General features: G+C 70.0%; 10 protein-coding genes. 2 read left to right on the top strand and 8 right to left on the bottom strand.

Annotated features, from left to right (window positions below; translation table 11 throughout):
* Positions 1–32 precede the first annotated feature (32 nt).
* The 6 genes from ACZ4S3_RS23525 to ACZ4S3_RS23550 all read right to left on the bottom strand — a co-directional run bounded on the left by ACZ4S3_RS23525 (position 33) and on the right by ACZ4S3_RS23550 (position 7990).
* Positions 33–230, bottom strand: coding sequence for a hypothetical protein (locus ACZ4S3_RS23525; protein ID WP_467937243.1), 198 nt, complete (start codon positions 228–230; stop codon positions 33–35).
* A 211-nt stretch (positions 231–441) separates the two neighbouring features.
* The gene (locus tag ACZ4S3_RS23530) at positions 442–1380 is read right to left on the bottom strand and encodes an alpha/beta fold hydrolase (protein WP_467937244.1); all 939 of its coding nucleotides are present in this window, start codon (positions 1378–1380) and stop codon (positions 442–444) included.
* Complete coding sequence (locus ACZ4S3_RS23535; protein ID WP_467937246.1) at positions 1377–1835, bottom strand: phage holin family protein; 459 nt, start codon at positions 1833–1835, stop codon at positions 1377–1379. Before ACZ4S3_RS23535 ends, ACZ4S3_RS23530 begins: the two co-directional genes overlap by 4 nt.
* 45 nt (positions 1836–1880) lie before the next feature.
* Positions 1881–3233 (bottom strand): Na+/H+ antiporter NhaA, encoded by a 1353-nt coding sequence (gene nhaA, locus ACZ4S3_RS23540; RefSeq protein WP_467937575.1) that lies wholly within the window; start codon positions 3231–3233, stop codon positions 1881–1883.
* Between the two features lie 280 nt (positions 3234–3513).
* A complete protein-coding gene (gene acs, locus ACZ4S3_RS23545; RefSeq protein WP_467937247.1) occupies positions 3514–5481 on the bottom strand; it encodes an acetate--CoA ligase in 1968 nt (655 codons plus the stop codon).
* A 148-nt stretch (positions 5482–5629) separates the two neighbouring features.
* Entirely contained in the window at positions 5630–7990 is a 2361-nt protein-coding gene (locus tag ACZ4S3_RS23550) for a SulP family inorganic anion transporter (protein WP_467937249.1), read from the bottom strand.
* 324 nt (positions 7991–8314) lie between these two features.
* Between ACZ4S3_RS23550 and ACZ4S3_RS23555 the strand changes: the two genes are divergently transcribed.
* Positions 8315–9619, top strand: a complete 1305-nt coding sequence (locus ACZ4S3_RS23555; RefSeq protein ID WP_467937251.1) for a polysaccharide deacetylase family protein — start codon at positions 8315–8317, stop codon at positions 9617–9619.
* On the opposite strand, the gene ACZ4S3_RS23560 is transcribed toward ACZ4S3_RS23555, so the two are convergent.
* Complete coding sequence (locus ACZ4S3_RS23560) at positions 9600–10586, bottom strand: ATP-binding protein (RefSeq protein WP_467937253.1); 987 nt, start codon at positions 10584–10586, stop codon at positions 9600–9602. The genes ACZ4S3_RS23555 and ACZ4S3_RS23560 overlap by 20 nt on opposite strands.
* A gap of 101 nt (positions 10587–10687) precedes the next feature.
* Here ACZ4S3_RS23560 and ACZ4S3_RS23565 point away from each other — a divergent pair, with 101 nt between their 5' ends.
* Positions 10688–11545, top strand: coding sequence for a Fic family protein (locus ACZ4S3_RS23565; RefSeq protein ID WP_467937255.1), 858 nt, complete (start codon positions 10688–10690; stop codon positions 11543–11545).
* Positions 11546–11921: 376 nt separating this feature from the next.
* On the opposite strand, the gene ACZ4S3_RS23570 is transcribed toward ACZ4S3_RS23565, so the two are convergent.
* Complete coding sequence (locus ACZ4S3_RS23570; protein ID WP_467937257.1) at positions 11922–12803, bottom strand: HAD family hydrolase; 882 nt, start codon at positions 12801–12803, stop codon at positions 11922–11924.
* Positions 12804–13251: the final 448 nt, after the last annotated feature.

The following is a 13251-nucleotide window of genomic DNA, read 5'->3' on the forward strand; positions in this document are numbered from 1 at the left end:
TGCCGCCGGGGCGCGCGCCGGGGCGCGGCGGCTCAACTTCGGGGATGGCGAAGGCGCGCACTCATCCAGCGCGCTCTGCGGCGCAGGATGCGCGGAATGCCCATCGGGTGCCCGGGATCGGGGGAGCCGCCGGACCTGAGATCCGGGGTTTCCCTCTCTCGAGTGCCCACTGCAGCGGCACTGCTGCGGCGGTTGCGTGCCACGTCACGGTAGTCGTGCGTCCAGCCCATACCCACGACACTGCCCGTGGCCCAAGGTCCGTAACCGCCCCGGGAGCCGCCAATTGGCCTATGCGCCAGGCAATTGGCTGTTCGTCACACGAACGTTCGAGATCGCTGTGATCGGATCGCACCGAACGGCCTCAACTGCCCGCTCAGCGGCCCACGGCGTCCGCTCAGCGGTCCCCGGAGGCCCGGCCTCACCGGTCCCCGGTTCCGGGTCTCACCGGTCCGGTTCCGGGTCCTTCAGCCAGTTGATCAGTTCCGTGGAGAACGCCGCGGGGTCCTCTTCATGCGGAAAGTGGCCCAGCCCGTCGAAGAGCCGCCAGCGGTAGGGGGCCTCGACGTATTCGCCGGAACCGGCCGCGCTGCGGGTGCGCATCACCGGGTCGAGCGAGCCGTGCAGATGCAGAGTCGGGACCCGTACCGGCATCTTCATGCGGCGGTTGAACTGGATGCCGTCCGGGCGGGCCATCGACCGCACCATCCAGCGGTACGGCTCGATCGAGCAGTGTGCCGTCGAGGGGATGCTCATCGCCCGCTGGTAGACCGCGACGTCGTCGTCCTCGGGCAGCCGGGGCCCGGACCAGTCGCGGATCATCCGGCCGACCAGCGCCGCGTCGTCCGCGGTCAGCCGGCGCTCCGGCAGCCAGGGCCGCTGGAAGTTCCAGATGTGCGAGCTGCGGGCGCTCTGCCGTACGTCGGCGAGCATCGCCGAGCGCCAGCGCCGCGGGTGCGGCATCGAGGAGACCGCCAGCCGGCGCACCAGCTTGGGCCGCATCACCGCCGCCGTCCAGGCCAGATAGCCGCCCAGGTCGTGCCCGACGAGCGCGGCGTCCGGCTCGCCCAGGGACCGCACGACGCCGGTGATGTCGAGGGCGAGGTTCGCCGGGTCGTAACCGCGCGGGGTGCGGTCGCTGCCGCCGACGCCGCGCAGGTCCATCGCGACCGCCCGGAAGCCCGCGTCGGCGAGCGCGGGGAGCTGGTGGCGCCAGGTCCACCAGAACTGCGGGAAGCCGTGCAGCAGCAGCACCAGGGGGCCGTCGCCCATCTCGGCGATGTGGAATCGCGCGCCGTTCGCCGCGACGTCCCGGTGCGAGACCTCTCTCCCGCCGGGGATGCCGATCCGTACGACCGCGGCGGTGCTGTCAGGGGCTGTCATACCGACGAGCGTGTCACAGACTCCAGGACCGGGTGGTCCGCGGGCGCGACGCGCGGGTGTGGCTTGGCCTTCTGCAGTACGGCCGCGGTCTGCTTGGCGGAGTTGATGGACTTCTCCGGCTTCTTGATCTTCTTGATCTTGGCCATCGCGATGAGGACCAGCAGGCCGGCGAGGACCAGGAAGGCGCCGCCGACGATCAGGAAGGACCAGGCGAGCCCGAGGCCGAGGTTGTGGATGCCGTACGCCGCCGCGAAGCTGAGCACCGGCAGCGCGAACAGCGCCAGCGCGCCCGCCACCACGAACGCGGCGCTGCCGATGCCGGCCCGCTTGGCGTCCTGCCGGAACTCCGCCTTGGCCAGCGCGATCTCGTCATGCACCAGTGCGGACATCTCGGCGGTGGCCGTGGCCACCAGTTGCCCGAGGCTGCGGTCCGTGCTCCCGTCGGCTGCGCTCATCGCCGTCTCCCTCTTGTCTTCACCCGGATTGCCAAGCCTCTCAGATCATGCCGGACCATCGTCTCCGGCGTGTGCGTCGGCGGCTACTTCGGCAAGGCGGCGGTGTTCGGCGGCCTTTGCCTCGTGGATCGCGGCCATGCGCAGGTGGTATTCCGGCTTGTCGAGTTCGTAGATGTCGGGGATGCCGTCCTGGTCATCGTCCCGCTCCTCGTCCTCGCACAGCTTCTTGTACTTGTTGTTGCGGACTTTGAGCAGCACGCCCGCGAAAACGGCGGCCAGCAGCGAGCCGACCAGCACCGATGCCTTGATCTCGGCGGCCAGCGCGAGGTCCTTGGAGAAGGCCAGCTCGCCGATGAGCAGCGAGACCGTGAAGCCGATTCCGGCGAGCGCGGCGACGGCGAAGACGTCCGGCCATTTGAGGTCGGGGTTGAGTTCCGCCCTGGTGAAGCGGGCGGTGGCCCAGGTGCCACCGAAGACGCCCAGTGCCTTGCCGACTATCAGGCCGAGCACGACGCCGAGCGTCTCGGGCCGGGTGAAGACGTCGTGGACCGCGCCGCCGGAGATGGACACACCGGCGGAGAACAGCGCGAACAGCGGCACCGCGAGGCCGGCCGAGAGCGGGCGGACCAGGTGCTCGATGTGCTCGCCGGGTGACTGGCTCTCGCCGTCGCGCCGGTGGCAGCGCAGCATCAGGCCCATGGCGACGCCCGCGATGGTCGCGTGCACCCCGCTGTTCTCCATCAGGCCCCAGATGACCAGCGCGAGCGGGACGTAGATGTACCAGCCGCGGACACCCTTGCGGAGCAGCAGATAGAAGATCACCAGGCCGACGACGGCGAAGCCGAGCGCCAGGAAGTTGAGCTTCGAGGTGAAGAAGATCGCGATGATCAGGATCGCGAAGAGGTCGTCGACGACGGCGAGGGTGAGCAGGAAGGCGCGCAGCGCGGAGGGCAGGGAGGTGCCGATGACCGCGAGGACGGCGAGGGCGAAGGCGATGTCGGTGGCGGTGGGAACCGCCCAGCCCTGCAGCGAGCCGCCGCCGATGACGTTGACGGCGGCGTAGACGACCGCGGGCATTGCCATGCCGCAGATCGCGGCGATCACCGGGAGGGCGGCGGCCTTGGGGTCACGCAGCTCGCCCGCGACCAGCTCGCGCTTGAGCTCGATACCGGCGACGAAGAAGAAGACGGCGAGGAGGCCGTTGGCGGCCCAGTGCTGGACGGAGAGGTCCAGGCCCAGCGAGGTGGGGCCGAGGTGGAAATCGCGGATCGACGCGTAGCTGCCGCTCAGGGTGTTTGCCCAGATCAGGGCTACAACGGCGGCGACGAGAAGGAGGACTCCGCCGACGGTCTCGGCGCGCAGCGCGTCCGCGATGAAGTTCCGCTCCGGCAGTGACATCCGCCCGAGGAATATGGAACGACGGGTCTTGGGCGCGTTCACGGGATGACCTCCGGTCAATTCGGCAGCTGTGTACGGCTGTTGCAGTTGCCGACCAGACTTCCCGGCGCACCCTGAATTTCTTGGCGTGTCATTAACGCGCTCACCACTTTACCGGGCGGATGTGTGAGGCTATCCGGCAGGTCTCACTTTACGTACATATCGGGCACTCGGCCGCCGAGCGAACGCCAAAGGGGGCACCGGCCGAGTCGGCCGGTGCCCCCTGCGGGACGTACTCCGATCAGTCCTCCGAGGCCGCGCTCGGCAGCTTCGCCTGGATCAGGTCCATGACCGAGGAGTCGGTGAGAGTGGTGACATCGCCGAGATCACGGTTCTCGGCGACATCGCGCAGCAGCCGCCGCATGATCTTGCCGGAGCGCGTCTTGGGCAGCTCCGCGACCGGCATGATCCGCTTGGGCTTGGCGATCGGGCCGAGCTGCTGGGCGACATGCGCCCGCAGCTCGTCGACCAGGCCCTCGTCCTCGGCGGACGCGCCGCCACGCAGGATGACGAAGGCGCAGATGGCCTGGGTGGTCTGCGGGTCGGCGGCGCCGACGACCGCGGCCTCGGCCACCTTCGGGTGCGAGACCAGCGCCGACTCGACCTCGGTGGTGGAGATGTTGTGGCCGGACACCAGCATCACGTCATCCACCCGGCCCAGCAGCCAGATGTCGCCGTCGTCGTCCTTCTTGGCCCCGTCGCCCGCGAAGTACTTGCCCTCGAAGCGGGACCAGTACGTGTCGAGGTAGCGCTGGTCGTCGCCCCAGATGGTGCGCAGCATCGACGGCCACGGCTCGGTCAGGACCAGATAGCCGCCGGCGCCGTTGGGCACCTCGTTGGCGTCGTCGTCCACGACCGTCGCCGCGATGCCGGGCAGCGGCAGCTGCGCCGAGCCCGGCTTGGTCTCCGTGACGCCCGGCAGCGGGCTGAGCATCATCGCGCCGGTTTCGGTCTGCCACCAGGTGTCGACGATCGGCGTCGTATCGGCCCCGATGTGCTTGCGGTACCAGATCCACGCCTCGGGGTTGATCGGCTCACCGACCGACCCGAGGATCCGCAGCGACGACAGGTCGAACTTCGCCGGGATGTCGTCGCCCCACTTCATGCAGGCGCGGATCGCGGTCGGCGCGGTGTAGAGGATCGTCACGCCGTACTTCTGCACGATCTCCCACCAGCGGCCCTGGTGCGGCGTGTCCGGCGTGCCCTCGTAGAGCACCTCGGTCGCGCCGTTGGAGAGCGGGCCGTAGGTGATGTACGAGTGGCCGGTCACCCAGCCGACGTCGGCGGTGCACCAGAAGACGTCGGTCTCCGCCTTGAGGTCGAAGACGGCGTGGTGGGTGTACGAGACCTGGGTGAGATAGCCGCCGGTGGTGTGCAGGATGCCCTTGGGCTTACCCGTCGTGCCGGAGGTGTAGAGGATGAACAGCGGGTGCTCGGCGTCGAAGGCCTCGGGCGTGTGCGTCTCGCTCTGCCGCTCGACGATCTCGTGCCACCACACGTCCCGGTCGTCGTGCCAGGCGATGTCCTCCTGGCCCGTACGGCGCACGACCAGAACGCTGCGGACGTTCTCCGTGCCGGGCCTGGTCAGCGCCTCGTCCACGGCGGGCTTGAGGGCGGACGGCTTGCCGCGGCGGTAGCCGCCGTCGGCGGTGATCACCACGCGGGCGTCGGCGTCGTTGATCCGCGTCGCCAGCGCGTCCGCGGAGAAGCCGCCGAAGACGACGGAGTGCGGGGCGCCCAGGCGGGCGCAGGCCAGCATGGCGATGACCGTCTCCGGGATCATCGGCATGTAGATCGCGACCCGGTCGCCGGTCTGCACGCCCAGCTCGATCAGCGCGTTGGCGGCCTTGGAGACCTCGCGCTGGAGCTCGGCGTAGGTGATCGAGCGGGTGTCGCCGCTCTCACCCTCGAAGTGGATGGCGACCCGGTCGCCCAGGCCGTTCTCCACATGGCGGTCCACGCAGTTGTACGCGACGTTGAGCTTGCCGTCGGCGAACCATTTTGCGAACGGCGCGTTGGACCAGTCGAGTGTCTGCGTGGGCTCGACCGCCCAGTTGAGGCGCTTGGCCTGCTCGGCCCAGAAGCCCAGCCGGTCCGCCGCGGCCTGCTCGTACGCGGCAGCCGTGACGTTGGCATGCGCGGCCAGATCGGCGGGCGGTGCGAACCGTCGCTCCTCTTTCAATAGGTTGGCCAGGCTTTCGTTGCTCACAACATCTCCCATTCCCGGGCCGTCAGATGTGTCCCAGGCCATAGCTCATCAGCCCGCGCCCGGCCGTGACAAGGGCTGTGGAAAACTATTGGTGTAGACCTGTCGGGCGCCGGTCCTCCGCAGGGCTCTTCGGCGGCGCCCGCGCAGGTCAGACGCGGACCGGCGCCGGCTCGCCGTGGACCGCCGCGAACTGCCCGGAGGCCTCGTCCAGCACGTACGCCTGTGCGTCGCCGACATGGAAATACATGCCGTGCAGGGCGAGCGAGCCCTCCGCCACCCGGCGGGCCACGCACGGGTGTGCCCGCAGGTGGTCGAGCTGCTGCAGGACGTTGACGAGCGCCAGCCGCTCCTGGTCGTCGGTCACCGGCCGGTTGTCGATGGCGACTTCGCCCCGGCCCAGCCGCCCGATGCGCCGCATACGGGCCAGGCTCGGGCGGCCGTGCCGCAGCCACCGGGCGAGCGGCGTCGGCTCGGCCTCGTCCGGCGCGGCGGAGGCCAGCAGCGCTCCCATCGCACCGCACCCCGAATGCCCGCACACCGTGATCGAGCCCACCCGCAGCACCTCCACGGCGTACTCGATCGCCGCCGCCACCGAGTCGCAGGAGGCGTCCGAGCCGGGCGGCGGCATCAGATTGCCGACATTGCGCACGGTGAAGAGATCGCCCGGACCGCTGGAGGTGATCATGCTTGTGACCAGCCGGGAGTCCGCGCAGGTCAGGAACAGCTGGGTGGGCCGCTGCCCCTCCCGCGCCAGACGGGCGAGCTCCTCGCGCACCAGCGGGGCCGTATGGCGCTGGAACGCGCTGACCCCGCCGAGCAGTTGGCTGCCGCTGCTCGCCGGTGCCGCCTCGCGGGCCGGGTCGGGCCGGGTGCAGTGGTGGTTGCGCCAGGGCGTCCACGGGCGGCAGGAGTGTGCGCTGGCGGGTTCGGCGATCGGGCGGCCCGAGCGGCCCCCGAGGGTGACCCAGCCGCCGTGCGCCCGGTGCCCGGCGGACCAGGACCGCAGCGCCTCGTAGGCGGCGTGGTCCATGAACGAACCGCACAGCTCGACGACGACGTTGGCGCGGGCCGGCACCAGAGCGAGCGCCCGGGTCAGCCTCGGTACGGCCAGGAACGTCAGCTGCCCGCTGACCCGCACCCGGTGGCAGTCGGCCTCCTCCGTGACCGCGATGCGGGTGTGCGTCAGCCGGCGCAGCGCCAGGAACACCGAGATCGCGATGCCCGCTGCCACGCCCTGCAGCACGCCGAGCAGCACGACCGCGCCCAACGTAACGGCATACACCGGGAATTCGCGGTGCCGCTGCACATGGCGGATATGCGCGAAGCTCACCATCCGTACGCCGACGACCATCACCAGGGCGGCGAGCGAGGCCAGCGGGATCAGCTCCAGCGTCCCGGCCAGCAGGCCCGCGCAGAGCAGCACCCATACGCCGTGCAGCACGGTGGCACGCCGGGTCGCCGCGCCCGCCTTCACATTCGCCGAGCCGCGCATCGCGCCACCGGAGACCGGCATACCGCCCAGCAGCCCGGAGACGGCGTTGGCGACGCCCTGTCCGGCCAGCTCCCGATTGAGCTTCGAGCGGCCCCCGGGGGCGCCGGGCCGCTCGGCCGCGAGACGGTCCACCGCCACCGCGGACAGCAGCGACTCCGTGCCGGCTACCAGGGTGACGGTCAGCACCGCGGCGGCGACGGCCGGCCAGGAGGCGTCCGGCAGCGCGGGCAGTCCGGGCGGCTGCCAGGAGGGCAGATCGACCCGCGGCACCGCCATTCCGGCGCTGACGGCCGTCGCGGCGAGGACGGCGGCCAGCGGGGCCGGGATCACCCGTGCCCAGCGCCCGCCGCGGCCCGGCAGATGCTTCCAACCGGCCAGTACGGCGACCGTGACGGCGCCGATCAGCAGCGCGGCCGCATGCGGGTGCTCCAACTGGCGGGGCAGTGCCGCGGCGTTGTCGAGCGCCGAGCTGTCGGGGCTGCCGCCGAGCACCACATGGAGCTGCCCGACGGCGATCGTCACGCCGATCCCGGCCAGCATGCCGTGCACGATCGCCGGGCTGATCGCCAGCGCCGCACGGGCGAACCGCAGCGCCCCCAGCGCGAGTTGGACGAGGCCGGCGAGGACGGTGATGGCGCAGGTGGCCCGCCAGCCATAGCGCTGTACGAGATCGGCGGTGACCACCAGGAGCCCGGTGGCAGCCCCGCTGACCTGGAGCGGGGCGCCGCCCAGCAGGCCGGCGACAATGCCGCCGACGGCCGCGGCGACCAGGCCCGCCTGCGGCGGGGCGCCGGTGGCGAGCGCGATGCCGAGCGACAGCGGAACGGCGAGCAGAAAGACCACGACGGAGGCGGAAAGGTCCCGGCGGAGAGCCGCGAGGCCGGCCTCCTTGACGCGAGGCTCGGGCACCGGAGCCTTGAGGATCCTGGGCGGGAACTCGGGCGGAATCTCGGGCGGGATTTCGGCGGGATGCGGGGCACGCGGCTTCGGCGGTGGCGACTTCTCGATCTGCGACATTCCCGTCTCCTCCGGGGCGACGCGGTCGCGCGGGGCGCGATCGTGGGCGGCGGTGTACTGCGGCGGGACGCGAGCCGACCAGGTGGTCGTCGCGATGGGTCGACGACCTGGTGACTCCCAAGCATCGGTAAACGGATCGTAATGACGCGTAAAGATAAAGAGAAGCCTTTTCGGGCATATGAGGCAGTCGTTCCCTCTATGGGGTGAATTTAATGACCATTAGGCTGCCTTCTTTCTCCTAGTTATGAGCTTGCATCCCGCTATGGGTAGTTCTTCCTATTAATCACTCGGAAGGTGCTACGGCATCGGGAATGAGGTGGGCCGATGGCGACACCGGCGAAGGTGACGGCGGGAATTGCGGCAGCGGTGGCGCTGGCTGCGATAGCCGGCTGCGGCGGGCCCACCCGCGGCGGCCCGCCGCAGAACACCAGGAAGGGACGGGCCGCGCCGCATGTCCCCGCCCAGACGGTCCAGCTCATAGGCGACGGCTCGACCGCGTACACCGGTGAGCAGCCGCACCAGCCCACCCCCGTGCGCCTCGAGCCGGGCAAACGGCCCCCGCAGTTCGTGGTGTTCTCCTGGGACGGCGCGGGCGAGGACGGCCAGAAGCTGTTCTCGCACTTCCGCGCGGTCGGCAAGAAGTACCAGGCGGCCATGACGTTCTTCGTCAGCGGCGTCTACCTGCTCCCGGAGGACAAGAGGGACCTGTACGCCCCGCCCCGGCACGCCGTCGGCACCTCGGAGATCGGCTTCAATGACGTCAGAGGCATCCGGGACACCGTGACGCAGATGCGCGGCGCCTGGCAGGACGGCCACGAGATAGGCACGCACTTCAACGGCCACTTCTGCGGCCCCCGGGGCGTCGGGGTCTGGACGCCCGACGAATGGATCAGCGAGATCGAGCAGACCGAGGCGTTCGTCGAACACTGGAAGACCAACTCGGGCCTCATATCCGAGCAGCCGCTGCCGTTCGACTACTCCAAGGAACTGGTCGGCGGGCGGGCGCCGTGCCTGGAGGGGCAGCACAACCTGATACCCGCCGCCAAGGAGATGGGCTTCCGCTACGACGCCAGCTCGTCCGGGGGGCTGCAGACCTGGCCGCGGAAGACCGCCGGCCTCTGGGACTTTCCGCTGCAGGAGATACCGATGCCCGGCCGGGACTTCGAGACCCTCTCGATGGACTACAACTTCCTCGCCAACCAGTCCGGCACCACCCACGGCGACCGCGCCCTGCACGCCTCCTGGGGCCGGCAGATGTTCGCGGGCGTCATGGAGGGCTTCGCGCGGGCCTACCGCGGCAATCGCGCACCGCTGTTCATCGGCGACCACTTCGAGTCCTGGAACGGCGGGACCTACATGAGGGCCGTCGAGAAAGCGATCAAGGCCATCTGCCCCAGGACGGGCGTGCGGTGCGTCAGCTTCAAGCAGCTGACCGAGTGGCTGGACGCGCAGCAGCCCGAGGTGCTGGCCAGGCTGCAGGAGCTGTCGGTCGGCGAGTCGCCGCAGGGCGGCTGGGCTTCGTATCTCTCCGGCGGCCCCGAAGGCGCCCCGCGCGGACCGGCGGACAGGCCGGACGGGCCGGTGCTGCCCGCCGGTGCGGATGCCCGGATCAGGCCGGTTGTGGAGTAGCCGCCCCCTCCAGCAGTACGAACGCGGGATCGACCTGGGCGGCCAGGTCGGCGCCCGTCTTGGCGTTGCCCCAGCTCTCCGCGTTCTTGAGGTGGAAGTGCACCATCTGGCGGGTGTAGCGCTCCCAGTCGCGGCGCTCGTAGGACGCGTCCGCCGCGCTGTGCAGGGCCTCGAGAGCACGGCGGTTGGCCTCCTCCAGCTGCGCGAAGGGGGCCGGGCGGCCCTTTTCCATGGCGCGCACCCAGTCGGAGTGCCCGACGGTCACCAGCAGATCGTCGCCCACCTCGGAGCGCAGATAGGCCAGGTCGTCCGGGCCTTGCACCTTGTTGCCCACCACCTTCAGGGGGACGCCGAAGTCCCGGGCGTACTCCTTGTACTGGCGGTAGACGGCGATGCCCTTACGGGTCGGCTCGGCCACCAGGAAGGTCATGTCGAAGCGAGTGAACATCCCAGAGGCGAAGGAGTCCGAACCGGCCGTCATATCAACGACGACATACTCCTCGCGGCCGTCCACCAGGTGGTTGAGGCACAGCTCGACCGCGCCGACCTTGGAGTGGTAGCACGCCACGCCCAGATCGGACTCGGTGAACGGGCCGGTCGCCATCAGCCGCACGGAGGCGTCGTCCAGCGGCACGGTGCGGGCGCAGGCGTCGTAGACGGGGTTGTCCTCGCAGACCCGCAGCAGCCGGGACCCCTCGCCGGGCGGCGTCGTCTTGATCATCGTCTCGGCGGAGGGGAGGCGGGGGTTGCTGCCGCGCAAGTAGTCCTTGATCAACGGGAGATGGGCGCCCATCGCGGGGAGCGCGGCGGCCGCCGCCTCGTCCAGACCGAGGGCGGCGCCCAGGTGCTGGTTGATATCGGCGTCCACCGCGATGACGGGGAGCCGGGATGCGGCGAGATGGCGGATGAACAGGGAGGACAGCGTGGTCTTGCCGCTGCCGCCTTTGCCTACGAAAGCGATCTTCATGTTCACCAAGGGTAATCGTCATATCGCGATGGGTGAGGGCTTTGCGTGAAGAAGACCACTCCTTCGAGGGGTCCGGCCTGGTGGTGCGTAGGGTCGTACCCATGGCTGCACACTCCCGGGGCGCGACCCCCGCACCCCCGAACGCCGGCGCCGATCCGCTCGCCGCCCTGGCGTCGCTCCCGGGGGTCCTCGAAGCGGTGGACTCCGTGCGCAAGGGGGTCGACCGGGTCTACGGGCACCGGATCATGCGACGCCGCAGCAATGAGGTCACTTCCGAGGCGGCGCTGCGCGGAGCGCGTGGTTCCGCGGCGCTCGCGGGGGCCGACTGGGCGCTCGAGGAGGTCCGGCGGCGCACCGACTTCGGCGTGGACGGCGAGCCGCGGACGGTCGGCGCCGCGCTGCGGCTGACCGCCGAGGCCGGGCAGCTGCTGAGCGTATGGCGGCAGTCGCCGCTGCGGGTGCTGGCACGCCTGCACCTGGTGGCGGCCGGCGGAGGTGCGGCGGACGAGGCGGTGGGGCGGCCGCGACTGGGGGCCGAGCCGGTGGACGAACCGCTCATCGAGCTGGCGCTGCCGGACGCCGATGAGGTCGCCGGAAGGCTGGACGGGCTGACGCGGCTGCTGCTGGCCGGCAGCGAGGCCCCGGCCCTGGTGACGGCCGCGGTGGTGCACGGCGAGCTGTTGGCGCTGCGCCCCTTCGGCTCGTACAACGGGCTGGTCGCGCGGGCGGCCGAGCGGATCGTGCTGATCGGCAGCGGGCTGGACCCGAAGTCCATCTGCCCGGCGGAGGTCGGGCACGCCGAGCTGGGGCGTGCGGCGTACGTGGCGGCGCTGGAGGGCTATGCCTCGGGGACTCCGGAGGGCGTCGCGGCGTGGATCGCGCACTGCGGCCGCGCGGTGGACCTGGGGGCGCGGGAGAGCACCGCGGTCTGCGAGGCGCTGCAGCGCGGCGCGGCATAAGCAGGTGTAAGGGCGCCCGCCCTGAACGGCGGCGCCCTCGACCGGCCTTTAACAGGCCGGAACTTCATTACCCCGGAAAGGGGTTGCGACGGTACCCGTTGCCGATGGGTACCGTCGCTGGCATGTCCGTCGCGTGACCATGCGTGCACGATATTTGCCGATCAGGTCGGAATCTTTGTCCGTTACCTGGTGCGGCTGGCCCGTAATCGACGGGTCGGCGTCGCGTGGGTGCCCGACTTTCATGCATCGGTCCGTGGGCCTTGCTGCGTTTTCAGGTAGTCCTCTCGGATGTCCTTGGTCTCGCGGGCCGTTAAGTCCTTTGTACTACTGATGCGGGGCAAGTGGAACCCCGCACCGCAGATATTTACGTTTGGCTTCAAATGCGGGCAATACGGGCTAGGCGTTTGGCCGTCGTTCTGCGCCTGCTCGTGTACCAGACAAGGCCCGCGGTGGCGGCCGCCGCGCCCACCGCGGCGACGACGGCGAGCACCGGACGCGGGGGCAGCGACAGTGTCGGCAGTCGCTGTTTGAGGGGTACCGGCTGGTTGAAGGACAGCACCGGCCAGCCGCGCGCGACCGCCTCGCGGCGCAGCGCGCGGTCCGGATTGACCGCGAAGGCGTGGCCGACCGCCTCCAGCATCGGGACATCGGTCGCCGAATCGCTGTACGCGTAACAGCGGTCCAGGTCGTAGCCCTCGGACGCGGCAAGCTCCCGGACGGCCTGCGCCTTGGTAGGCCCGTAGGCGTAGTACTCCACCTCGCCGGTGAAGCGGCCGTCCTCGCCGACCACCATTCTGGTGGCCACCACCCGGTCGGCGCCCAGGAGTTCGCCGATCGGCTCGACGACCTCGGCGCCGGAGGTGGAGACAATGACGACGTCCCGCCCGGCGGCGTGGTGTTCCTCGATGAGTGAGGCCGCCTCGTCGTAAATGATCGGGTCGATCAGACGGTGCAGCGTTTCGGCGACGATCTCCCGCACCTGGGCCACATCCCAGCCGCGGCAGAGCGAGGAGAGATATTCGCGCATACGCTCCATCTGGTCGTGATCGGCGCCGCCGGCGAGGAACACGAACTGGGCATACGCGGTGCGCAGGACAGCCCGGCGATTGATCAGGCCGCCTTGGTAGAACGACTTGCTGAAGGTCAGCGTGCTCGACTTTGCAATGACGGTCTTGTCCAAGTCGAAGAACGCGGCAGTACGGGGTGTCGAGTGAGGCACGGAGTGGTTTTCCACGGGGCGAGCATAGGGGCCAACCATTCGGCGTAAGGTGTGGCGCGTGGGTTTGCCTGAGAAGGCTCTCGGGTACACCATGGAAGTCACGGATCGTTCGCGACCGTGCTAACCCGGTCCGGCTCCTCCCCCCCCGAGTCGGCCGTGGGGACGACCCCCGCTCTCCCCCCCGGCGGGGGTCGTCGCATGTCCGGACGCGTTTTGCGTCGCGGAACCCGGATCCCGCCGTTCCCCTTCTCTCGCGTGACGCCCGTCGTCGACGCGCATTACTCGTAACTGCCTGTAGCTGCTGCGCTGCTCTGCGAAAGCTCAACTTCGGGCCGGATCTTCTTGTCGGGCTTCGTCCCGCTCTGTGGCCGTAGAAGTAGTGGTTCGTCGCCGGAATAGGTGACGGGGATATTCACAGCCGCGGAGTTGTCCACAGTTTTGGGTCAAGATCCACGAGATTTTTCCGATCGCTGCACCGTGAAAGTCC

The sequence above is a fragment of the Streptomyces sp. NPDC028368 genome (assembly GCF_055565615.1).